The 20,414-nt window shown below is 68.1% G+C and carries 29 protein-coding genes; 28 read left to right on the forward strand and 1 reads right to left on the reverse strand.

Annotated elements, in window-relative coordinates; genetic code table 11:
• Positions 1 to 10: 10 nt before the first annotated feature.
• The 28 genes from rpsL to map all read left to right on the forward strand — a co-directional run bounded on the left by rpsL (position 11) and on the right by map (position 18,385).
• On the forward strand, positions 11 to 385 hold the full coding sequence (rpsL, locus tag HDR73_RS02145; RefSeq protein WP_012039312.1) for a 30S ribosomal protein S12: 375 nt from the start codon (positions 11 to 13) through the stop codon (positions 383 to 385).
• A complete protein-coding gene (gene rpsG / locus HDR73_RS02150) occupies positions 385 to 855 on the forward strand; it encodes a 30S ribosomal protein S7 (protein WP_012297750.1) in 471 nt (156 codons plus the stop codon). The genes rpsL and rpsG overlap by 1 nt, the downstream gene beginning before the upstream one ends.
• A gap of 47 nt (positions 856 to 902) precedes the next feature.
• The gene (gene fusA, locus HDR73_RS02155) at positions 903 to 3,017 is read left to right on the forward strand and encodes an elongation factor G (RefSeq protein WP_012297751.1); all 2,115 of its coding nucleotides are present in this window, start codon (positions 903 to 905) and stop codon (positions 3,015 to 3,017) included.
• Between the two features lie 114 nt (positions 3,018 to 3,131).
• Positions 3,132 to 4,325 (forward strand): elongation factor Tu, encoded by a 1,194-nt coding sequence (tuf, locus tag HDR73_RS02160; protein WP_012297752.1) that lies wholly within the window; start codon positions 3,132 to 3,134, stop codon positions 4,323 to 4,325.
• 149 nt (positions 4,326 to 4,474) lie between these two features.
• A complete protein-coding gene (locus tag HDR73_RS02165) occupies positions 4,475 to 5,443 on the forward strand; it encodes a DNA topoisomerase IB (protein WP_012297753.1) in 969 nt (322 codons plus the stop codon).
• Between the two features lie 439 nt (positions 5,444 to 5,882).
• Positions 5,883 to 6,191 carry a 30S ribosomal protein S10 gene (gene rpsJ, locus HDR73_RS02170; protein WP_012039307.1) on the forward strand — a complete coding sequence of 103 codons (309 nt, stop codon included), beginning with the start codon at positions 5,883 to 5,885 and terminating at the stop codon, positions 6,189 to 6,191.
• An 8-nt stretch (positions 6,192 to 6,199) separates the two neighbouring features.
• Positions 6,200 to 6,853 carry a 50S ribosomal protein L3 gene (rplC, locus tag HDR73_RS02175; RefSeq protein ID WP_012297754.1) on the forward strand — a complete coding sequence of 218 codons (654 nt, stop codon included), beginning with the start codon at positions 6,200 to 6,202 and terminating at the stop codon, positions 6,851 to 6,853.
• Positions 6,854 to 6,855: 2 nt separating this feature from the next.
• On the forward strand, positions 6,856 to 7,512 hold the full coding sequence (gene rplD, locus HDR73_RS02180; RefSeq protein WP_012297755.1) for a 50S ribosomal protein L4: 657 nt from the start codon (positions 6,856 to 6,858) through the stop codon (positions 7,510 to 7,512).
• Complete coding sequence (rplW, locus tag HDR73_RS02185; RefSeq protein WP_012039304.1) at positions 7,509 to 7,808, forward strand: 50S ribosomal protein L23; 300 nt, start codon at positions 7,509 to 7,511, stop codon at positions 7,806 to 7,808. Before rplD ends, rplW begins: the two co-directional genes overlap by 4 nt.
• 22 nt (positions 7,809 to 7,830) lie before the next feature.
• The gene (rplB, locus tag HDR73_RS02190) at positions 7,831 to 8,670 is read left to right on the forward strand and encodes a 50S ribosomal protein L2 (protein ID WP_012297756.1); all 840 of its coding nucleotides are present in this window, start codon (positions 7,831 to 7,833) and stop codon (positions 8,668 to 8,670) included.
• Between the two features lie 12 nt (positions 8,671 to 8,682).
• Positions 8,683 to 8,964 (forward strand): 30S ribosomal protein S19, encoded by a 282-nt coding sequence (gene rpsS, locus HDR73_RS02195; protein WP_012039302.1) that lies wholly within the window; start codon positions 8,683 to 8,685, stop codon positions 8,962 to 8,964.
• Positions 8,965 to 8,989: 25 nt separating this feature from the next.
• Positions 8,990 to 9,382, forward strand: a complete 393-nt coding sequence (gene rplV / locus HDR73_RS02200; protein ID WP_012297757.1) for a 50S ribosomal protein L22 — start codon at positions 8,990 to 8,992, stop codon at positions 9,380 to 9,382.
• The gene (rpsC, locus tag HDR73_RS02205) at positions 9,382 to 10,179 is read left to right on the forward strand and encodes a 30S ribosomal protein S3 (protein ID WP_012039300.1); all 798 of its coding nucleotides are present in this window, start codon (positions 9,382 to 9,384) and stop codon (positions 10,177 to 10,179) included. The genes rplV and rpsC overlap by 1 nt, the downstream gene beginning before the upstream one ends.
• A gap of 2 nt (positions 10,180 to 10,181) precedes the next feature.
• Positions 10,182 to 10,601, forward strand: coding sequence for a 50S ribosomal protein L16 (rplP, locus tag HDR73_RS02210; RefSeq protein WP_012039299.1), 420 nt, complete (start codon positions 10,182 to 10,184; stop codon positions 10,599 to 10,601).
• Positions 10,601 to 10,927 (forward strand): 50S ribosomal protein L29, encoded by a 327-nt coding sequence (rpmC, locus tag HDR73_RS02215; RefSeq protein ID WP_012039298.1) that lies wholly within the window; start codon positions 10,601 to 10,603, stop codon positions 10,925 to 10,927. The genes rplP and rpmC overlap by 1 nt, the downstream gene beginning before the upstream one ends.
• A 2-nt stretch (positions 10,928 to 10,929) precedes the next feature.
• A complete protein-coding gene (gene rpsQ, locus HDR73_RS02220; protein WP_012039297.1) occupies positions 10,930 to 11,226 on the forward strand; it encodes a 30S ribosomal protein S17 in 297 nt (98 codons plus the stop codon).
• Between the two features lie 28 nt (positions 11,227 to 11,254).
• The gene (rplN, locus tag HDR73_RS02225) at positions 11,255 to 11,623 is read left to right on the forward strand and encodes a 50S ribosomal protein L14 (protein WP_012039296.1); all 369 of its coding nucleotides are present in this window, start codon (positions 11,255 to 11,257) and stop codon (positions 11,621 to 11,623) included.
• Positions 11,624 to 11,625: 2 nt separating this feature from the next.
• A complete protein-coding gene (gene rplX / locus HDR73_RS02230; protein WP_012297760.1) occupies positions 11,626 to 11,985 on the forward strand; it encodes a 50S ribosomal protein L24 in 360 nt (119 codons plus the stop codon).
• Between the two features lie 2 nt (positions 11,986 to 11,987).
• Positions 11,988 to 12,584, forward strand: a complete 597-nt coding sequence (gene rplE / locus HDR73_RS02235) for a 50S ribosomal protein L5 (protein WP_012039294.1) — start codon at positions 11,988 to 11,990, stop codon at positions 12,582 to 12,584.
• A 138-nt stretch (positions 12,585 to 12,722) separates the two neighbouring features.
• Positions 12,723 to 13,121, forward strand: a complete 399-nt coding sequence (gene rpsH / locus HDR73_RS02240) for a 30S ribosomal protein S8 (RefSeq protein ID WP_041464291.1) — start codon at positions 12,723 to 12,725, stop codon at positions 13,119 to 13,121.
• Between the two features lie 4 nt (positions 13,122 to 13,125).
• Positions 13,126 to 13,662, forward strand: a complete 537-nt coding sequence (rplF, locus tag HDR73_RS02245; protein ID WP_012297762.1) for a 50S ribosomal protein L6 — start codon at positions 13,126 to 13,128, stop codon at positions 13,660 to 13,662.
• 2 nt (positions 13,663 to 13,664) lie between these two features.
• Entirely contained in the window at positions 13,665 to 14,036 is a 372-nt protein-coding gene (gene rplR / locus HDR73_RS02250) for a 50S ribosomal protein L18 (protein WP_012039291.1), read from the forward strand.
• 35 nt (positions 14,037 to 14,071) lie between these two features.
• Complete coding sequence (rpsE, locus tag HDR73_RS02255; RefSeq protein ID WP_012039290.1) at positions 14,072 to 14,737, forward strand: 30S ribosomal protein S5; 666 nt, start codon at positions 14,072 to 14,074, stop codon at positions 14,735 to 14,737.
• Positions 14,737 to 14,919, forward strand: a complete 183-nt coding sequence (rpmD, locus tag HDR73_RS02260) for a 50S ribosomal protein L30 (RefSeq protein WP_012039289.1) — start codon at positions 14,737 to 14,739, stop codon at positions 14,917 to 14,919. The genes rpsE and rpmD overlap by 1 nt, the downstream gene beginning before the upstream one ends.
• Positions 14,919 to 15,497, forward strand: a complete 579-nt coding sequence (rplO, locus tag HDR73_RS02265) for a 50S ribosomal protein L15 (RefSeq protein ID WP_041464292.1) — start codon at positions 14,919 to 14,921, stop codon at positions 15,495 to 15,497. Before rpmD ends, rplO begins: the two co-directional genes overlap by 1 nt.
• Before the next feature lie 125 nt (positions 15,498 to 15,622).
• On the forward strand, positions 15,623 to 16,945 hold the full coding sequence (gene secY / locus HDR73_RS02270) for a preprotein translocase subunit SecY (RefSeq protein ID WP_012297766.1): 1,323 nt from the start codon (positions 15,623 to 15,625) through the stop codon (positions 16,943 to 16,945).
• Positions 16,942 to 17,544 (forward strand): adenylate kinase, encoded by a 603-nt coding sequence (locus HDR73_RS02275; RefSeq protein WP_012297767.1) that lies wholly within the window; start codon positions 16,942 to 16,944, stop codon positions 17,542 to 17,544. The genes secY and HDR73_RS02275 overlap by 4 nt, the downstream gene beginning before the upstream one ends.
• A 4-nt stretch (positions 17,545 to 17,548) precedes the next feature.
• On the forward strand, positions 17,549 to 18,385 hold the full coding sequence (map, locus tag HDR73_RS02280; RefSeq protein ID WP_012297768.1) for a type I methionyl aminopeptidase: 837 nt from the start codon (positions 17,549 to 17,551) through the stop codon (positions 18,383 to 18,385).
• A 48-nt stretch (positions 18,386 to 18,433) separates the two neighbouring features.
• Here the strand turns inward: map and HDR73_RS02285 are convergent, their stop codons facing one another.
• Positions 18,434 to 20,413 (reverse strand): BglG family transcription antiterminator, encoded by a 1,980-nt coding sequence (locus HDR73_RS02285; RefSeq protein ID WP_012297769.1) that lies wholly within the window; start codon positions 20,411 to 20,413, stop codon positions 18,434 to 18,436.
• Between the last annotated feature and the right edge of the window lies 1 nt (position 20,414).

Consider the following 20,414-nt stretch of genomic DNA (forward strand, 5'->3'; position numbering starts at 1 on the left):
GAGTCCCGTAGTGCCCACCATCCAGCAGCTGGTCCGCAAGGGCCGCACGCCCAAGGTCGTCAAGACCAAGGCGCCCGCCCTGAAAGCGAACCCCCAGCAGCGCGGCGTCTGCACCCGCGTCTACACGACCACGCCCAAGAAGCCGAACTCGGCTCTGCGCAAGGTCGCCCGCGTCAAGCTCAGCAACGGCCAGGAGGTGACTGCCTACATCCCCGGTGAGGGCCACAACCTGCAGGAGCACTCCATGGTGCTCGTCCGCGGCGGTCGTGTGAAGGACCTCCCCGGCGTGCGCTACAAGATCGTCCGCGGCGCGCTCGACACCCAGGCCGTGAAGAACCGCAAGCAGGCTCGCAGCCGGTACGGCGCGAAGATGGAGAAGAAGTAATGCCTCGCAAGGGTCCCGCCCCCAAGCGCCCTGTCGTCGCAGATCCCGTCTACGGTGCGCCGATCGTCAGCCAGCTCGTCAACAAGATCCTGCTCGACGGCAAGAAGGGCCTCGCCGAGAGGATCGTCTACGACGCCCTCGCCGGCGTCGCCGCGAAGAACGGCCAGGACGCCGTCGTCACGCTGAAGAAGGCGCTCGACAACGTCCGCCCGGCCCTCGAGGTCCGCTCGCGCCGCGTGGGTGGCTCCACCTACCAGGTGCCGATCGAGGTCAAGCCGCACCGCGCGAACACCCTCGCGCTCCGCTGGCTCACGACGTACGCCAAGTCGCGTCGCGAGAAGACCATGACCGAGCGTCTCACCAACGAGATCCTCGACGCCTCGAACGGCCTCGGTGCCGCGGTCAAGCGCCGCGAGGACACCCACAAGATGGCCGAGTCGAACAAGGCCTTCGCGCACTACCGCTGGTAGCCGTCCACCTCGTTCGACCGCATCACCAACCCCTTTCGGAGGAACCTGTGGCACAGGACGTGCTCACCGACCTGAACAAGGTCCGCAACATCGGCATCATGGCTCACATCGATGCCGGCAAGACCACCACCACCGAGCGCATCCTGTACTACACGGGCATCACTCACAAGATCGGCGAGGTCCACGACGGCGCCGCCACGATGGACTGGATGGCCCAGGAGCAGGAGCGCGGCATCACGATCACGTCCGCCGCGACGACGTGCTTCTGGAACAAGAACCAGATCAACATCATCGACACCCCCGGGCACGTCGACTTCACCGTCGAGGTGGAGCGTTCGCTCCGCGTCCTCGACGGCGCGGTCGCCGTGTTCGACGGCAAGGAGGGCGTCGAGCCCCAGTCCGAGACGGTGTGGCGCCAGGCCGACAAGTACGACGTGCCCCGCATCTGCTTCGTCAACAAGATGGACAAGCTGGGCGCCGACTTCTACTTCACGGTCGACACCATCGTCAACCGCCTCGGCGCGAAGCCGCTGGTCATCCAGCTGCCCATCGGCGCGGAGGGCGGCTTCGAGGGCGTCATCGACCTCGTCGAGATGCGCGCGCTGACCTGGCGCGGCGACTCCAAGGGAGACGTCGAGCTGGGTGCGAAGTACGACATCGAGGAGATCCCCGCGGATCTGAAGGACAAGGCGGACGAGTACCGGGCCAAGCTGCTCGAGACCGTCGCCGAGACCGACGACGCGCTGCTCGAGAAGTACTTCGGCGGCGAGGAGCTGACGGTGGCGGAGATCAAGGCCGCCATCCGCAAGCTCACCGTCAACAGCGAGATCTACCCCGTGCTCTGCGGCTCCGCGTTCAAGAACCGCGGCGTCCAGCCGATGCTCGACGCGGTGATCGACTACCTCCCCAGCCCGCTCGACGTGCCGCCCATGGAGGGCCACGACGTGCGCGACGAGGAGAAGATCATCATCCGCAAGCCGGACTCGACCGAGCCGTTCTCGGCGCTCGCGTTCAAGGTCGCGGTGCACCCGTTCTTCGGTCGCCTCACCTACGTGCGCGTCTACTCGGGTCACATCGCGAGCGGCTCGCAGGTCATCAACTCGACCAAGGGCAAGAAGGAGCGCATCGGGAAGATCTTCCAGATGCACTCCAACAAGGAGAACCCGGTCGACTCGGTCACCGCCGGTCACATCTACGCGGTCATCGGCCTCAAGGACACGACCACGGGCGACACGCTCTGCGACCCGCAGGACCAGATCGTCCTCGAGTCGATGACGTTCCCCGAGCCCGTCATCGAGGTCGCGATCGAGCCGAAGACGAAGGCCGACCAGGAGAAACTGGGTGTCGCCATCCAGAAGCTCGCCGAGGAGGACCCGACCTTCCGCACCGAGCAGAACCAGGAGACCGGTCAGACGGTCATCAAGGGAATGGGCGAGCTCCACCTCGACATCCTGGTCGACCGCATGAAGCGCGAGTTCAACGTCGAGGCCAACGTCGGCAAGCCGCAGGTCGCGTACCGCGAGACCATCCGTGGCACCGTCGACAAGCACGACTTCACGCACAAGAAGCAGACGGGTGGATCCGGGCAGTTCGCGAAGATCCAGATCAAGATCGAGCCCATGGAGGTGACCGCGGAGAAGACCTACGAGTTCGACAACAAGGTCACCGGCGGTCGCGTCCCCCGGGAGTACATCCCCTCGGTGGACGCGGGCATCCAGGACGCGCTCCAGGTCGGCATCCTCGCGGGCTACCCGATGGTCGGCGTGAAGGCGACGCTGCTCGACGGCGCCGCGCACGACGTCGACTCCTCGGAGATGGCGTTCAAGATCGCCGGCTCGATGGCCTTCAAGGAGGCCGCGCGCAAGGCGAAGCCCGTGCTGCTCGAGCCGCTCATGGCCGTCGAGGTTCGCACGCCCGAGGAGTACATGGGCGACGTCATCGGCGACCTGAACTCCCGGCGCGGCCAGATCCAGGCCATGGAGGACGCGAGCGGTGTGAAGGTCATCACCGCGAACGTCCCCCTGTCGGAGATGTTCGGCTACGTCGGAGACCTGAGGAGCAAGACCTCGGGCCGTGCGGTGTACTCGATGAGCTTCGGCAGCTACGCCGAGGTCCCGAAGGCTGTCGCCGACGAGATCGTCCAGAAGAACAAGGGCGAGTAGCCCTCCAGTTCGAGCGGCATCCGCCGTTTCAGTACCATAAGCAGCATCTCCAACACGCAGGGCGTCCGGTCACGTACCGGATGCCCTGCCACCGAGTCCTGAGGAGGACCCACAGTGGGTAAGGCCAAGTTCGAGCGCACCAAGCCGCACGTCAACATCGGAACGATCGGTCACGTCGACCACGGCAAGACGACGCTGACGGCAGCGATCTCCAAGGTCCTGGCGGACAAGTACCCGTCGGCGACCAACGTGCAGCGCGACTTCGCGTCCATCGACTCCGCTCCCGAGGAGCGCCAGCGCGGCATCACGATCAACATCTCGCACGTCGAGTACGAGACGCCCAAGCGTCACTACGCTCACGTCGACGCCCCGGGTCACGCTGACTACATCAAGAACATGATCACGGGCGCCGCCCAGATGGACGGCGCGATCCTCGTGGTCGCCGCCACCGACGGCCCCATGGCGCAGACGCGTGAGCACGTGCTGCTCGCGAAGCAGGTCGGCGTGCCGTACCTGCTCGTCGCGCTCAACAAGTCCGACATGGTCGACGACGAGGAGATCCTCGAGCTCGTCGAGCTCGAGGTCCGCGAGCTGCTCTCCAGCCAGGACTTCGACGGCGACAACGCCCCCGTCGTCCAGGTGTCCGGCCTCAAGGCGCTCGAGGGCGACGAGAAGTGGGTCGAGCAGATCGTCAAGCTCATGGAGGCCGTCGACGAGTCGATCCCCGAGCCCGTCCGCGACAAGGACAAGCCGTTCCTCATGCCCGTCGAGGACGTCTTCACGATCACCGGTCGTGGAACCGTCGTTACGGGTCGCGCCGAGCGCGGCACCCTCGCCATCAACTCGGACGTCGAGATCGTCGGCATCCGTCCCACCGTCAAGACCACCGTCACGGGCATCGAGATGTTCCACAAGCAGCTCGACGAGGCCTGGGCCGGCGAGAACTGCGGGCTCCTGCTCCGTGGCACCAAGCGCGAGGACGTCGAGCGCGGCCAGGTCATCGTCAAGCCGGGTTCGGTCACGCCGCACACGAAGTTCGAGGGCACCGCGTACATCCTCTCCAAGGAGGAGGGCGGGCGTCACAACCCGTTCTACGGGAACTACCGTCCGCAGTTCTACTTCCGCACCACCGACGTCACCGGTGTCATCACGCTGCCCGAGGGCGCCGAGATGGTCATGCCCGGCGACACCACCGACATGAAGGTCGAGCTGATCCAGCCGATCGCCATGGAGGAGGGCCTCGGCTTCGCCATCCGTGAGGGTGGCCGCACCGTCGGCGCCGGCACGGTCACGAAGATCGTCAAGTAGCGCCCAGCTCCACCAGCACCACCTCCGAGAGGGTCGGGCCGTCATGGCCCGGCCCTTTCGGCCGTTAAGACTGGGCCGTGTGTCACGGCTGGCCGGGAGGAGTCGCATCGTGCCCTAACGGATGACCGTGGTGCGCGTAGGTTCGACCAATGGTCAGACTCCGGCGCAGCGACGCCACCGGCAAGGGCTACACCCGCAAGCGAGCAGGCCGGGGCTGGACCTACCTCGACGCGCAGGGGAACCGGGTCACCGACAGGGTGCTCCGCGCCCGCATGGAGAAGCTCGGGATCCCGCCGGCGTGGACCGACGTCTGGATCGCGCCGTACGAGAACGGCCACGTGCAGGCGACGGGCATGGACAGCGCCGGCCGCCGGCAGTACATCTACCACCCGACCTGGCGCGAGCAGAAGGACCGGATCAAGTTCGACCGCGCGCTGCAGCTCGCCGAGTCGCTGCCCGCGGCACGGCGGCAGGTGACGATCCACCTGCGCCAGGATGGTTTCACCCGGGACCGCGCCCTCGCCGCGGGGTTCCGGATGCTCGACACCGGCAGCCTCCGCGTGGGCAGCGAGCGGTACACCGAGTCCAATGGCAGCCACGGGCTCTCGACGCTGCTGTGCTCGCACGTCGCCATCCACGGCGAGACCGTCCACCTCGAGTTCCCCGCGAAGAGCGGGCAGGAGTGGTCGAGCGACATCAAGGACGCCGACCTCGTGAAGGTCATCCGGGGTCTCAAGCGCCGCGGCCCGAACGCGCGCCTGCTGGCGTACAGGGACGGCGACGTCTGGCATCCGCTGGGCGCCGCGGACATCAACGCGTACGTCCAGGAGCGCACGGGCGGCGAGTTCACGGCGAAGGACTTCCGCACGCTGCACGGCACCGTCGCCGCGGCGATCAGCCTCGCCAAGCACGGGCCCGAGGACGCCAAGGGCAAGCGGCAGCGGGCGCTCGCGCAGGCGTACCGCGACGCCGCGGAGGTGCTCAGCAACACCCCTACCATCGCGAAGAACAGCTACGTGAATCCGCGCCTCGTCGACGAGTACGGGCACGGCCGCACGATCGACCCGCAGCGCCTCGCGTCGGGCGAGACGGAGCTGCGGAACCTGCTGTTCCGGTGAGCCCGGCGGGGCCGCCTCGGCTCCGTCGGAAGTGCTGAGAGCCCCGGAATCACGGGGGAGCGGGCGCGACACGCCCGGGTTGCACGCGTGGCCGGACTATGACAAACTCGTCTAGTTCAACATTCCGGTGCACACCGCCCTGCGCGCGAGACACCGGATCACTGCCAGGCAGTGCATAGCCGCCCGGAGCGCTCGTCGCTCCCGGAGCAGGTTAGGCCGCGGGCAGCAGAGCAGAAGCACACGACACCTACCGGATGAGCACCGCTCGTCCGCGCCCGCATGCGGGCGGGTGCACGAGCTGCCCGAGGCCGCGTCCCACGATGCGCGCCCGGGTGCACCACGGATGGTGCACGCCACGAGGCGCGACCATCCGAGCGAGGGACACACGCGTCCAATACGGTCCGAGGCCGCATGACGCACGAAAGAGAGAGAGTCACACATGGCGGGACAGAAGATCCGCATCCGACTTAAGTCGTACGACCACTCGGTCATCGACTCCTCGGCCCGGAAGATCGTCGACACGGTGACCCGCGCGGGCGCCACGGTCGTCGGCCCGGTGCCGCTGCCCACGGAGAAGAACGTGATCTGCGTGATCCGTTCCCCCCACAAGTACAAGGACAGCCGCGAGCACTTCGAGATGCGCACGCACAAGCGTCTGATCGACATCGTCGACCCGACGCCGAAGGCGGTCGACTCGCTCATGCGACTCGACCTCCCGGCCGACGTCAACATCGAGATCAAGCTCTAAGGGAACCCATGTCTACCGCTAACAGGACTTTCACCGGTCTGCTCGGCACGAAGCTGGGCATGACGCAGGTGTGGGACGAGAACAACAAGCTCATCCCCGTGACCGTCGTGCAGATCACCCCGAACGTCGTCACCCAGGTGCGCACGCCCGAGGTCGACGGCTACGGCGCCATCCAGATCGCCTACGGCCAGATCGACCCCCGCAAGGCCGACAAGCCGAGCACCGGCCACTTCGACAAGGCCGGCGTCACGCCGCGCCGCCACCTCACCGAGGTCCGCACGGCCGACTTCGCCGAGTACACGCTCGGCCAGGAGATCACCGTCGGCGCCTTCGAGCCCGGCACCAAGGTCGACGTCGTCGGCACCAGCAAGGGCAAGGGCTTCGCCGGCGTCATGAAGCGCCACAACTTCAAGGGCGTCTCGGCCTCGCACGGTTCGCACCGCAACCACCGCAAGCCCGGCTCCATCGGCGCCTCCTCGACCCCCAGCCGTGTCTTCAAGGGCATGCGCATGGCCGGTCGCATGGGCGGCGAGCGCGTCACCGTGCTGAACCTCGTCGTCCACAGCGTGGACGCCGAGAAGGGCCTCCTGCTCGTCAAGGGCGCAGTGCCCGGCGCGCGTGGCCGCATCGTCTTCGTCCGCAACGCAGTGAAGGGGAAGTAGTCATGGCTACCGACACCCAGCTCGACGTCCTCGACGCGACCGGTGCAGTCACCGGCTCCGTCGACCTGCCCGCGTCGATCTTCGACGTGCAGACCAACGTCCCGCTCATCCACCAGGTCGTCGTCGCCCAGCTCGCCGCGGCGCGCCAGGGAACGCACAAGACCAAGGGCCGCGGCGAGGTCTCCGGCGCCGGTCGCAAGCCGTTCAAGCAGAAGGGAACCGGTCGCGCTCGTCAGGGCTCGATCCGCGCCCCCCAGATGACCGGCGGTGGCATCGTCCACGGACCCACGCCCCGCAACTACTCGCAGCGCACCCCCAAGAAGATGATCGCCGCCGCTCTGCTCGGTGCCCTCTCCGACCGCGCGCGCGGCGCCCGCCTCCACGTCATCGAGAGCCTCTCCGCCGGAGACGTCCCCTCGACGAAGACCGTGGTCGCGCTGCTCGAGGGCATCGCCACGAGCAAGCACGTCCTCATCGTCCTGGAGCGCACCGACGAGGTCAGCCTCCGCAGCGTGCGCAACATCCCGACGGTCCACGTGCTGTCCTACGACCAGCTCAACGCGTACGACGTGCTCGTGAGCGACGACATCGTCTTCACGAAGGGCGCGTTCGACGCGTTCGTCGAGTCGAAGACGGCCAAGGAAGAGGTTGCCGCATGAGCGCCACCCAGAAGGATCCCCGCGACATCATCATCGCGCCGGTCGTCTCCGAGAAGAGCTACGGCCTGATCGACCAGGGCAAGTACACGTTCATCGTGGACCCCCGCTCGAACAAGACCGAGATCAAGCTCGCGATCGAGAAGATCTTCGGCGTGCAGGTCGCGTCGGTCAACACGCTCAACAAGCAGGGCAAGACCCGCCGGACCAAGTTCGGGATGGGCAAGCGCAAGGACACCAAGCGCGCCATCGTCTCCCTCAAGTCGGGCTCCATCGACATCTTCACGACTGTCGGCTGAGACCGGGACTAGGAAAACACCAATGGCCATTCGCAAGTACAAGCCCACGACCCCGGGTCGTCGCGGTTCGTCCGTCGCCGACTTCGCGGAGATCACGCGTTCGACGCCCGAGAAGTCCCTGTTGCGTCCCCTGCCCAAGCACGGTGGTCGCAACAACGCCGGTCGCATCACCACCCGCCACATCGGCGGCGGGCACAAGCGCCAGTACCGCGTCATCGACTTCAAGCGCAACGACAAGGACGGCGTCCTCGCCACCGTCGCGCACATCGAGTACGACCCCAACCGCACGGCGCGCATCGCGCTCCTGCACTTCATCGACGGCACGAAGCGCTACATCATCGCGCCGAACAAGCTGAAGCAGGGCGACAAGATCGAGTCGGGCGCCCAGGCCGACATCAAGCCCGGCAACAACCTGCCGCTGCGCAACATCCCCACGGGTACCGTCATCCACGCCATCGAGCTCCGCCCCGGCGGCGGCGCGAAGATGGGCCGCTCCGCCGGCGCCTCCGTGCGCCTCGTGGCGAAGGACGGCCCCTACGCCCAGCTGCGCCTGCCCTCCGGCGAGATCCGCAACGTCGATGCGCGCTGCCGCGCGACCATCGGCGAGGTCGGCAACGCCGAGCAGTCGAACATCAACTGGGGCAAGGCCGGCCGCATGCGCTGGAAGGGCGTCCGCCCGACCGTCCGCGGTGTCGCGATGAACCCGGTCGACCACCCGCACGGTGGTGGTGAGGGCAAGACCTCCGGTGGTCGCCACCCGGTCAGCCCGTGGGGCCAGAAGGAAGGCCGCACGCGCCACATCAACAAGCCCAGCGACAAGCTCATCGTTCGCCGCCGCAACGCCGGCAAGAAGCGCAAGTAGGAGTTGTAGAAGATGCCACGCAGTCTGAAGAAGGGCCCCTTCGTCGACGACCACCTGCTCCGCAAGGTGATCTCGGCGAACGAGGCCAGCAGCAAGAACGTGATCAAGACCTGGTCGCGCCGCTCGATGATCATCCCGGCGATGCTGGGTCACACGATCGCGGTGCACGACGGTCGCAAGCACGTCCCCGTGTTCGTCACGGAGTCCATGGTCGGCCACAAGCTCGGCGAGTTCGCTCTTACGCGCACCTTCCGCGGCCACGTGAAGGACGACAAGAAGGGTCGTCGTCGCTAACGCGGCGACGAGAAGGAGGAGAGAAATGGTGGAGTCGATCGCACGCGTGCGTCACATCCGCGTCACCCCCCAGAAGGCCCGTCGTGTCGTGGACATGATCCGTGGCAAGCAGGCCGAGGAGGCCCTGGCCATCCTGAAGTTCGCGCCGCAGGGCGCGAGCGAGCCGATCTACAAGCTGGTGGCCTCGGCCATGGCGAACGCGCGGGTCAAGGCCGACGCGTCCAACAGCTTCCTCGCGGAGCAGGACCTCTACATCGCCAAGGCGTTCGTGGACGAGGGCACCACCCTCAAGCGGTTCCAGCCGCGCGCACAGGGTCGCGCATTCCGTATCAACAAGCGCACCAGCCACATCACGGTCGTCCTCGCGACGCCGGATGAGGCGGACGTGGCGACGACCGCGAAGAAGGCGAGCAAGTAATGGGACAGAAGGTCAACCCGTACGGGTTCCGTCTCGGGATCACGACCGACCACGTGTCGCGTTGGTTCTCGGACAGCACGAAGAAGGGGCAGCGTTACAGCGACTACGTCGCCGAGGACGTGCGCATCCGCACCATGCTCAAGACGAGCCTCGACCGCGCCGGTGTAGCGCGCATCGAGATCGAGCGCACCCGTGACCGTGTCCGCGTGGACATCTACACGGCCCGCCCGGGCATCGTCATCGGCCGCCGCGGCGTCGAGGCCGAGCGCATCCGCGCCGACCTCGAGAAGCTCACGGGCAAGCAGATCCAGTTGAACATCCTCGAGGTGAAGAACCCCGAGGCCGAGGCGCAGCTGGTGGCCCAGGGCATTGCCGAGCAGCTCGCGGGTCGTGTGGCGTTCCGCCGTGCGATGCGCAAGGGCCTGCAGGGCGCACAGCGCGCCGGCGCCAAGGGCGTCCGCATCCAGGTGTCGGGCCGTCTCGGCGGCGCCGAGATGAGCCGGTCGGAGTTCTACCGCGAGGGCCGCGTGCCGCTGCACACCCTCCGCGCGAACATCGACTACGGCTTCTACGAGGCCCGCACGTCCTTCGGCCGCATCGGCGTGAAGGTGTGGGTCTACAAGGGCGACATCACGAACAAGGATCTCGCTCGGGAGCAGGCGAACCAGAAGTCGTCGCGCCCGGAGCGTCGTAACGACCGTTCCGACGGTCGAACCGGAGATCGCCGCACCAACGCGCCGCGCACCGCGCCGGCCGCCGAGGCAGCGCCGGTCGCCGCAGCAGGAGTTGAGGCGTAACCATGTTGATCCCCCGCAAGGTCAAGCACCGCAAGCAGCACCACCCGGGTCGTACCGGCCACGCGACCGGCGGCACCGTCGTCTCGTTCGGCGAGTACGGCATCCAGGCCCTCACGCCCGCCTACGTCACCAACCGCCAGATCGAGTCCGCTCGCATCGCCATGACGCGTCACGTGAAGCGCGGCGGGAACGTGTACATCAACATCTTCCCGGACCGCCCGCTCACCAAGAAGCCCGCCGAGACCCGCATGGGTTCCGGCAAGGGCTCGGTCGAGTGGTGGGTCGCCAACGTCAAGCCGGGTCGCGTGCTCTTCGAGCTCTCCGGCGTCGACGAGGCCACGGCGCGCGAGGCGCTCACCCGGGCCATCCACAAGCTGCCCCTCAAGGCACGCATCATCAAGCGCGAGGAAGGCGACGCATAATGGCGATCGGTTCCAAGGAGCTCGCCCCCGTCGAGCTGGACACTTTCGAGGACGAGCGACTCGTCGAAGAGCTGAAGAAGGCCAAGGAGGAGCTGTTCAACCTGCGCTTCCAGTCGGCCACCGGTCAGCTCGACAGCCACGGCCGCCTCCGCGCGGTCAAGCGCGACATCGCTCGGATCTACACGGTCATCCGCGAGCGCGAGCTGGGCATCCGTGCCACGCCCGCCCCCGTCGAGGTCCCCGAGAAGCCCGAGAAGAAGAAGGCGACGAAGAAGGCCGCGAAGGCCGACGACGCCGCCGTCACCGAGAAGGCTGAGGAGGCTTGATCATGGCGAACGCCGAAGAGAAGAACACGGCTGACACCGCGACGGCCGACCGCGGCTACCGCAAGTCCCGTCGTGGCTACGTCACCAGCGACAAGATGGACAAGACCATCGTCGTCGAGGTCGAGGACCGCGTGAAGCACCCGCTGTACGGCAAGGTCATCCGCCGCACCTCCAAGGTCAAGGCGCACGACGAGGCGAACACCGCCGGCATCGGCGACCTGGTCCTGATCAACGAGACCCGTCCCCTCAGCGCCTCCAAGCGCTGGCGCCTGGTCGAGATCCTCGAGAAGGCCAAGTAGCCCCGGCTGCTTGGATGAAGGAGCAACAGTGATTCAGCAGGAATCCCGCCTCAAGATCGCGGACAACACGGGCGCCAAGGAGATCTTGACCATCCGGGTGCTCGGTGGCTCGGGTCGTCGCTACGCCGGTCTCGGCGACGTCATCGTCGCGACCGTCAAGGACGCGATCCCCGGCGGAAACGTCAAGAAGGGCGAGGTCGTCAAGGCCGTCATCGTCCGCACCAAGAAGGAGACGCGCCGTCCCGACGGCTCGTACATCAAGTTCGACGAGAACGCCGCCGTCATCCTGAACAGCAACGGGGAGCCCCGCGGCACCCGCATCTTCGGACCGGTGGGCCGCGAGCTCCGGGACAAGAAGTTCATGAAGATCATCTCGCTGGCACCGGAGGTCATTTAGTCATGGCGAACATCAAGAAGGGTGACCTCGTGCAGGTCATCACGGGTCGCACGCAGGCCAAGGGCGGCGACCGGGGCAAGCAGGGCCGTGTCCTGTCCGTCCTGGTCGAGCGCAACCGCGTCGTCGTCGAGGGCGTGAACTTCGTCACGAAGCACGTCCGCGTCGGCCAGACGCAGCGCGGCTCCAAGACCGGCGGCATCGAGACCGTCGAGGCGCCCATCCACATCTCCAACGTCGCGCTCGTCGACCCCGAGTCCAAGAAGCCCACGCGAGTCGGCTTCCGGACCGAGACGGTCGAGAAGGACGGGGTCTCCAAGACCGTCCGCGTCCGCTACGCCAAGAAGTCAGGTAAGGACCTCTAGCAATGACCGACACCGCAACCGCTGGCACGGCCGAGGGCACCACGCTCCCGCGCCTGAAGCAGAAGTACCGCACCGAGATCGTCAGCCAGCTGACCGCTGATCTCGGCTTCACGAACGTGCACCAGGTGCCCGGGCTCACGAAGATCGTCGTGAACATGGGCGTCGGGGACGCGGCTCGCGACGGCAAGATCATCGACGGCGCGGTCGCCGACCTCACCAAGATCACGGGCCAGAAGCCGCAGGTCACGAAGGCCCGCAAGTCGATCGCCCAGTTCAAGCTGCGTGAGGGCCAGGCCATCGGCACCCACGTGACGCTGCGCGGCGACCGCATGTGGGAGTTCCTCGACCGCCTGCTGTCCCTCGCCCTGCCCCGCATCCGCGACTTCCGCGGGCTCAGCCCGAAGCAGTTCGACGGCAACGGCAACTACACGTTCGGTCTCAACGAGCAGTCCATGTTCCACGAGATCGACCAGGACCGCATCGACCGGGTCCGCGGCATGGACATCACGGTCGTCACGACCGCTCGGACGGACGACGAGGGACGCGCGCTGCTCAAGGCGCTCGGCTTCCCGTTCCAGACGCCCGAGAACACGCCGTAACACGCACCGCCAGCTCCACCCGCACGACCAGCACCACCGCACGATCGGCGCCGGGCACCTCCGCCCGGCGCCGCCACCACCACAGGTCGTCATCCGTGTCCGGATGAACGAAACCAGGCGAGAGAGGCACCACCAGATATGACAATGACCGACCCGGTCGCTGACATGCTGACCCGACTCCGGAACGCGAACTCCGCGCACCACGACACGGTCTCCATGCCGCACTCCAAGCTCAAGTCGCACATCGCCGACATCCTCAAGTCCGAGGGCTTCATCGCCGGCTGGGACGTCGCGGACGCCCGCGTCGGCCAGACGCTGACGCTCAGCCTCAAGTTCGGTTCCGACCGCGAGCGCTCCATCCGGGGCATCAAGCGCGTGTCGAAGCCCGGACTGCGCGTGTACGCGAAGTCCGCGGAGATCCCCCAGGTCCTCGGTGGCCTCGGGGTCGCCATCCTGTCCACCTCCTCGGGGCTCCTCACGGACCGCCAGGCTGCGAAGAAGGGCGTGGGTGGGGAAGTCCTCGCCTACGTGTGGTAACGCCATGTCACGCATCGGAAGACTTCCCATCGACGTCCCCGCAGGGGTCGACGTCTCCGTGGACGGCCAGCACGTCACGGTCAAGGGCCCGAAGGGCGAGCTCAGCCTCACCATCGCGCAGCCCATCCGCGCCGAGGTCCAGGACGGACAGGTGCTCGTCACCCGTCCCGACGACGAGCGCGAGTCGCGTTCGCTCCACGGCCTGACGCGCAGCCTCATCGCGAACAACATCGTCGGCGTCACCACCGGCTACACCAAGGGCCTCGAGATCGTCGGCACGGGTTACCGCGTCGCGCTCAAGGACAAGGGCGTCGAGTTCGCGCTCGGCTTCTCCCACCCCGTGTACGTCGAGGCGCCCGCGGGCATCAGCTTCACCGTCGAGGGCGTCAACAAGATGACCGTCGTCGGCATCGACAAGCAGCTCGTCGGCGAGACGGCCGCCAACATCCGCAAGATTCGCAAGCCCGAGCCCTACAAGGGCAAGGGCGTCCGCTACGCCGGCGAGAACGTTCGCCGCAAGGCCGGAAAGAGTGGTAAGTGATCATGGCTCTCGGAGTTAGAGGAAAAAGCAAGTCCGCCGCCCGCGGCCGCAGGCACGCACGTCTGCGCAAGAAGGTCGAGGGCACCGAGCTGCGTCCGCGCCTGGTCGTCACCCGCTCGGCCCGCCACGTCTTCGTGCAGGTCGTCGATGACAGCCGTGGTCACACCGTCGCGTCCGCGTCGACCCTTGAGGCCGACATGCGCACGTTCGACGGCGACAAGACCGCCAAGTCGCGCAAGGTCGGCGAGCTCGTCGCCGAGCGCGCCAAGGCGGCCGGCGTGGAGAGCGTCGTATTCGATCGTGGTGGCAACCGCTACGCAGGACGCGTCGCGGCCATCGCCGAAGGAGCTCGAGAGGGTGGTCTGAGCCTGTGAGCGCAGCCGAGAACAACAACAAGGAGCCCGAGGTCGTGGCAGTGGCGGAGACGCCCGTCGAGACCGCGGCGTCCACCGCACCCGCGCAGAACGAGGGCCGTGAGGGCCGTCGTGGCGGACGCGATCGCAACCAGGGCGGCCGCGACAGCCGCGGTGGCCGTGATGCCGACAAGAGCCAGTTCCTGGAGCGCGTCGTCACCATCAACCGCGTGTCCAAGGTCGTCAAGGGTGGTCGTCGCTTCAGCTTCACCGCGCTCGTGATCGTCGGAGACGGTAACGGACTGGTGGGCGTCGGCTACGGCAAGGCCCGCGAGGTCCCGACCGCCATCTCCAAGGGCGTCGAGGAGGCGAAGAAGAACTTCTTCCGCGTCCCCCGCATCGGCCTGACCATCCCGCACGCCGTGCAGGGTGAGGCCTCCGCCGGAGTCGTCCTCCTCCGCCCCGCGTCCGCGGGTACCGGCGTCATCGCCGGTGGCCCCGTCCGCGCGGTGCTCGAGTGCGCCGGCATCCACGACGTGCTGAGCAAGTCGCTCGGGTCGTCGAACACGATCAACATCGTGCACGCCACGGTCGAGGCGCTCAAGCAGCTCGAGGAGCCGCGCGCCGTCGCAGCCCGTCGTGGGCTCGAGCTGGAGCAGGTCGTCCCGGCCCGCATCCTCCGCGCCCAGCGTGCCGAGGCCGACGCGAAGGCAGGTGTCTGATGGCTCAGCTCCGAGTGACGCAGATCAAGTCCAAGATCAGCGAGAAGCAGAACCAGCGCGACACCCTGCGGAGCCTCGGGCTCCGTCGCATCGGTGCCGTGGTGGTCCGTGAGGACAACGCCCAGAACCGCGGGTACGTGAACACCGTGGCGCACCTGGTCAAGGTGGAGGAGATCGACTGATGGCTGAGAAGAACGAGTCGGCCGAGGCGTCCGTGAAGGCGCCCAAGGCCGCACCCAAGAAGACCGCGAAGGTGCCCGCCGCCGCTGCGGCCGCTTCCGCCGAGGCGACCACGGTCGGCTCGACGGAGACGGTCAAGCGCGAGCAGGTCCTCAAGGTCCACCACCTCCGTCCCGCCGCCGGGGCCAAGAAGGCACGCCAGCGTGTCGGCCGCGGTGAGGGCTCGAAGGGCAAGACCGCGGGTCGTGGCACCAAGGGCACGAAGGCCCGCTACACGGTCCGCGTCGGCTTCGAGGGTGGGCAGATGCCGCTGCACATGCGCACCCCGAAGCTCCGCGGGTTCAAGAACCCGTTCCGCGTCGAGTACCAGGTCGTCAACCTGGAGAAGCTCGCCGCGCTCTACCCCGACGGCGGCGACGTCACCACGAGCGACCTGGTCGCCAAGGGTGCCGTGCGCAAGAACGAGAAGGTCAAGGTCCTCGGGGACGGCGACATCTCGGTTAAGCTGACGGTTGCTGTCGACAAGGTCTCCGGCTCCGCTGCGGAGAAGATCGTCGCAGCAGGCGGCTCCGTCAAGTAGCACTTCAGGACGCAACGGCAGGGGCGGTCGGGAAACCGACCGCCCCTACCGGCACCTGGGGCCGCATCGCGTCGGCCCGACCCCCGCCTCCCGGCGGACCTCCCACAGAAAGCAGGACACCCTCCGTGTTGAGCGCCGTCGTCAGGATCTTCCGCACCCCCGATCTGCGTCGCAAGATCGGGTTCACGCTGGGCATCATCGCCCTCTTCCGCCTCGGATCTTTCATCCCGGCGCCGTTCGTCGACTTCGCCAACGTGCAGTCGTGCCTCGCGGCCAACCAGGGCACCTCGGGCCTCTACGAGCTCGTCAACCTCTTCAGCGGCGGTGCGCTGCTGAAGCTCTCCATCTTCGCGCTGGGCATCATGCCGTACATCACGGCATCGATCATCGTCCAGCTGCTCCGCGTGGTCATCCCGCACTTCGACACCCTCTACAAGGAGGGCCAGTCCGGCCAGGCCAAGCTCACGCAGTACACGCGCTACCTCACGATCGCCCTCGCGGTCCTCCAGTCCACGACGCTCATCACGGTCGCGCGCAGCGGTGCGCTCTTCGGCCAGACCAACGTCAGCGCCTGCACGCAGCTCGTCACGAACGACGCCTGGTACGCGATCATGCTCATGGTCATCACCATGACCGCCGGCACCGGCCTCATCATGTGGATGGGCGAGCTCATCACCGAGCGCGGCATCGGCAACGGCATGTCGCTCCTCATCTTCACGTCGGTCGCCGCCGCGTTCCCGACCTCGCTCATCGCGATCCAGCAGAGCCGCGGCTGGGAGGTCTTCCTCCTGGTCATCGCCGTCGGCCTGCTCGTCGTCGCCGCCGTCGTCTACGTCGAGCAGTCGCAGCGCCGGATCCCCGTGCAGTACGCCAAGCGCATGGTCGGACGCCGCACCTACGGCGGCAACAACACCTACATCCCGATCAAGGTCAACATGGCCGGCGTCGTGCCCGTCATCTTCGCCTCGTCGCTGCTGTACCTGCCCGCGCTGGTCGCGCAGTTCAACCAGCCGCCCGTCGGCCAGCCGCCTGCACCGTGGGTGCAGTGGATCACCGACAACCTCACCACGGGCGACCACCCGCTCTACATGGTGATGTACTTCCTCCTCATCGTCGGCTTCACGTACTTCTACGTCGCCATCACCTTCAATCCGGAGGAGGTCGCCGACAACATGAAGAAGTACGGCGGCTTCATCCCCGGCATCCGCGCGGGGCGCCCGACGGCCGAGTACCTCGACTACGTGCTGACGCGCATCACGCTGCCGGGCTCGCTGTACCTCGGGCTCATCGCGCTCCTGCCGCTCATCGCCCTGTCGCTCGTCGGCGCCAACCAGAACTTCCCGTTCGGCGGCGCGAGCATCCTCATCGTGGTCGGCGTCGGCCTCGAGACGGTGAAGCAGATCGACTCGCAGCTGCAGCAGCGGCACTACGAGGGGCTGCTCAAGTGACCCGGCTCCTGATCGTCGGCCCTCCCGGCGCGGGCAAGGGAACGCAGGCGAAGCGCATCGCGGCCGATCGCGGCATCCCGGACGTCTCCACGGGCGACATCTTCCGCCAGAACATCAAGGACCGCACCGAGCTCGGCCAGCAGGTCCAGGCGCTCGTCGACGCGGGCAACTACGTCCCGGACGAGCTGACGAACCGGCTCGTCACCGTGCGCCTCCAGGAGGAGGACGCGCAGGCGGGCTTCCTGCTCGACGGCTACCCGCGCACGCTCGCCCAGGTCGCGTACCTCGAGGAGCTGCTGCAGGGGTGGGGCCAGGAGCTCGACGCGGTGATCCAGCTCGTGGCGGACGAGGACGAGGTCGTCGCCCGGCTGACCCGTCGCGCCGCCGAGCAGGGGCGCGCCGACGACGGCGAGGACGAGATCCGCCACCGCCAGGAGGTCTACGTCCGCGAGACGAGCCCCCTCATCGACGTGTACCGCGAGCACGGCCTGCTCGTCGAGGTCGACGGGCTGGGCGAGGTCGACGAGGTCGCCGAGCGGATCCGCACGGCACTCGCCGCTCGCGGCGTCCGTCCCTCCTCCGACGCCGGTCGCGCGTAGCGACGTGGGCGCGCTCCGCCGCACGCCGGGGATCTACAAGACCCCGGACGAGATCCGCCGCATGGTCGCCCCCGGCCTCGCGACCGCCGCGTCGCTCGACGCCGTGCGCGAGCTCATCGCCCCTGGCATCACGACGGGCGAGCTCGACGCGGCAGCCGACGCCGCCATCCGCGCGCTCGGCGGGCACTCCAACTTCCAGCTCGTGCCGGGCTACCGCCACACGGTGTGCGTCTCCGTCAACGACGAGGTCGTGCACGGCATCCCCGGCGACCGCGTGCTGCAGCCGGGCGACATCGTCTCGGTGGACAGCGGCGCGGAGATCGACGGCTGGAACGGCGACTCCGCCATGACCGTCGTGGTGCCGGATCCCGCGCGCCCCGACGTCGTGGAGGCCCGCGAGCGCCTGTCCCGCGTCACCGAGGACTCGCTCTGGGCGGGCATCGCCCGGCTCGCGACCGCGTCGTACCTCAACGAGGTGGGCGAGGCCGTCGAGGAGAGCGTCGAGGCGGCAGGCGCCTTCAGCATCGTCATGGACTACACGGGCCACGGCATCGGGCGGAGCATGCACGAGGATCCGCCGATCTTCAACTACCGCGTGCGCGGCAAGGGGCCTGCGGTGAAGCCGGGGCTCGTCGTCGCCATCGAGCCGATGATCACCGACGGCGAGGCGGAGACGCGCGTCCTCGACGACGACTGGACCGTCGCCACGGTCGACGGCAGCATGGCCTCGCACTGGGAGCACTCGGTCGCGGTGCACGCGCGCGGCATCTGGGTGCTGACGCTCGCGGACGGCGGGGCGTCGCGCCTCGTGCCGCTGGGCATCACGCCCGTCGCGCCCTGACCCGGGCCCGACGGCTCCGTCCGACCCGCTGAGCGGGGACGGCCGCGCTCAGGTGTCCATGACGTGCACGAGCTCCTCGATGAAGGAGCCGTGCGATCCCGACGCCCGCATGATGGCCTGCACGTCGCGGTGGTCGGAGAAGACCTCGACGAACTGGTCGAAGACGTGCTGGAAGCTCGTGCGGCCGCTCGCGCTGAAGGCGACGAGCGCGACCACGTGCACGCGGTTGCCGCCCCACTGCATCGCCTCGTCGTTGACCACGATCGCGATGGCCGTGCGATGCGCCGTCATCGCGAGCGAGTGCGGCACGGCGAGCGTGTCGGTGAACGCGGTCGACGAGAGGCGCTCGCGCTCGATGGCCCCGTCGATGTACTCGGGCTCGATGATGCCCTGCTCCACCATCTTGCCGCCGAGCAGCCGGATCATCGCCTCCTCGTCGGGCGCGTGCAGGTCGCGGAAGAACAGCGACTCGTCGAGGAAGCGCAGCAGGTCGTGCTTCATGGAGCTCCGGCGCGCGTGCCGGCGGACGCGGGCGACGGCCTGGCGGATCGACTCGATGTCGTCGGGCGTCGGCAGCGGCTGGACGACCACGACGTCGTCGCCGGGCGGACGCGTGCCGGTGGCGTTGATCACGAGCTGCACCCCGAGGGCGTCCGCGTCGACGTCGGTGCGCGTGACGACGGCGTCCACGCTGATATCGGCGCCCAGCGCCTGCTCGATGCGCTGCCGCATGATCTGGTGCAGGTCGTAGTAGTTCGGGCAGACGAGCGCGCACGCGACCCGGTCGTCGCGTCGGGCGATGCGCTCCCGGTGCGAGCCCACGTGCAGGGCGATGTACGCGATCTCGTCGTCGTTGATCGCGATCCCGCGTCGCCGCTGCACCTCGCTCGCGATGAACACCGCGATCTCGTACGTCATCGGGTAGGAGGTCTTGATGGAGCGCGCGAGCGGGTTGCGGGAGAAGGAGCGGTCGGCGGCGCGGGCCACGAGGTTGCCGAGGTGCAGGGAGAAGCGCACCGTGAAGTCCTCGTCCTCGAGGTCCACCAGGTACTCCTGCTTCACGCGGCGGACGATGGCGCGCACCACGTCGAGGTCGCTCTCGACGACGTGCTCGCGCATCACGGTCGCCAGCGACTGCTCGTTGCCGGGCGTGACGACGCGCGTGCGCACGAGGAGCGCGAGGTAGGCGACGTCGCCGGCGGGCACGGGCACGTCGAAGTGGGCGGCGAGCAGGCGGGCGAGCACGGCGCGGATCGCGAGGGCGGTGGGGTCGGCGGCGGCAGGTCCCTCGGCCGCGTCGTCGGCGGCCGGCGCGGGGTCGAGGTCGGCGCCCGCGGACGGATCCGCGCCGGCGTCCGTCCGCCGCGGCGACCGCGCGAGCCGGTCGACCGCGATCGCCACGTGCAGCAGCACGTTGTCGACGCCGTACTCGTTGACGAAGAAGCCGCCCTCGGTGAGCTCGCGGACGAGGTCCGTCTTGAACGCGCGCAGCGAGTCGGAGGCGAACTCCCGCTGCACCGTCTCGAGCGGCAGGAAGCCCTGCGCGCTCTCGTCGCGGAACATGCGCGACAGCAGCCGGCGGAAGTCGCGCTCGGATCCCTCGAGGACGGCGATGGATCCGGTGCGGCGGAGGGCGAGCCCGGCGTCCTCGACGAGCGCGCGCACCTTGCGGAGGTCCGCCTCGACGGTGGACTCGCTCACGTGCAGCTCGTCCGCGAGCGCGAAGACGTCGAGGCCGTCGGGCGCGTCGCCGAGGCGGCGGACGAGCGCGTGCAGGCGGTCGCGGGGCGTGCCCTGCTGGTCGGCGCCCGAGCGCGTCCCGAGGTGGCGGGCGTAGCTGCCGGCGTCGATCCGGTAGCCGTCGGGGGAGGAGGCGATGGCCACGGTCGAACGCTCCCGCACGGCGGTGACGTAGTTGCGCACGCTGCGCGTGGTGACCCCGAGGCGGTCCGCGAGCTCGCCGGCCTCGACCCAGCGGTCGGCCGTGGACAGGTAGTCCAGCAGCCGCTCCTGGTTCTCGCTCAGCATG

Origin of the sequence: Clavibacter sp., assembly GCF_014802555.1 — a bacterium.
GTDB lineage: Bacteria > Actinomycetota > Actinomycetes > Actinomycetales > Microbacteriaceae > Clavibacter > Clavibacter sepedonicus.

What these genes read in the sequence shown, in the direction of transcription:
- rplE (WP_012039294.1), top strand. Translation starts at nt 11,988, where the DNA reads ATGACCGACACCGCAACCGCTGGCACGGCCGAGGGCACCACGCTCCCG.
- rpsH (WP_041464291.1), top strand. Translation starts at nt 12,723, where the DNA reads ATGACAATGACCGACCCGGTCGCTGACATGCTGACCCGACTCCGGAAC.
- rpsJ (WP_012039307.1), top strand. Translation starts at nt 5,883, where the DNA reads ATGGCGGGACAGAAGATCCGCATCCGACTTAAGTCGTACGACCACTCG.
- rpsQ (WP_012039297.1), top strand. Translation starts at nt 10,930, where the DNA reads ATGGCGAACGCCGAAGAGAAGAACACGGCTGACACCGCGACGGCCGAC.
- rplC (WP_012297754.1), top strand. Translation starts at nt 6,200, where the DNA reads ATGTCTACCGCTAACAGGACTTTCACCGGTCTGCTCGGCACGAAGCTG.
- rplO (WP_041464292.1), top strand. Translation starts at nt 14,919, where the DNA reads ATGGCTGAGAAGAACGAGTCGGCCGAGGCGTCCGTGAAGGCGCCCAAG.
- rplP (WP_012039299.1), top strand. Translation starts at nt 10,182, where the DNA reads ATGTTGATCCCCCGCAAGGTCAAGCACCGCAAGCAGCACCACCCGGGT.
- rplR (WP_012039291.1), top strand. Translation starts at nt 13,665, where the DNA reads ATGGCTCTCGGAGTTAGAGGAAAAAGCAAGTCCGCCGCCCGCGGCCGC.
- HDR73_RS02285 (WP_012297769.1), bottom strand. Translation starts at nt 20,413, where the DNA reads ATGCTGAGCGAGAACCAGGAGCGGCTGCTGGACTACCTGTCCACGGCC.
- rpsC (WP_012039300.1), top strand. Translation starts at nt 9,382, where the DNA reads ATGGGACAGAAGGTCAACCCGTACGGGTTCCGTCTCGGGATCACGACC.
- rpsS (WP_012039302.1), top strand. Translation starts at nt 8,683, where the DNA reads ATGCCACGCAGTCTGAAGAAGGGCCCCTTCGTCGACGACCACCTGCTC.
- rplV (WP_012297757.1), top strand. Translation starts at nt 8,990, where the DNA reads ATGGTGGAGTCGATCGCACGCGTGCGTCACATCCGCGTCACCCCCCAG.
- rplB (WP_012297756.1), top strand. Translation starts at nt 7,831, where the DNA reads ATGGCCATTCGCAAGTACAAGCCCACGACCCCGGGTCGTCGCGGTTCG.
- rplF (WP_012297762.1), top strand. Translation starts at nt 13,126, where the DNA reads ATGTCACGCATCGGAAGACTTCCCATCGACGTCCCCGCAGGGGTCGAC.
- rpmD (WP_012039289.1), top strand. Translation starts at nt 14,737, where the DNA reads ATGGCTCAGCTCCGAGTGACGCAGATCAAGTCCAAGATCAGCGAGAAG.
- rplD (WP_012297755.1), top strand. Translation starts at nt 6,856, where the DNA reads ATGGCTACCGACACCCAGCTCGACGTCCTCGACGCGACCGGTGCAGTC.
- rplW (WP_012039304.1), top strand. Translation starts at nt 7,509, where the DNA reads ATGAGCGCCACCCAGAAGGATCCCCGCGACATCATCATCGCGCCGGTC.
- HDR73_RS02165 (WP_012297753.1), top strand. Translation starts at nt 4,475, where the DNA reads ATGGTCAGACTCCGGCGCAGCGACGCCACCGGCAAGGGCTACACCCGC.
- rpmC (WP_012039298.1), top strand. Translation starts at nt 10,601, where the DNA reads ATGGCGATCGGTTCCAAGGAGCTCGCCCCCGTCGAGCTGGACACTTTC.
- rplX (WP_012297760.1), top strand. Translation starts at nt 11,626, where the DNA reads ATGGCGAACATCAAGAAGGGTGACCTCGTGCAGGTCATCACGGGTCGC.
- rpsG (WP_012297750.1), top strand. Translation starts at nt 385, where the DNA reads ATGCCTCGCAAGGGTCCCGCCCCCAAGCGCCCTGTCGTCGCAGATCCC.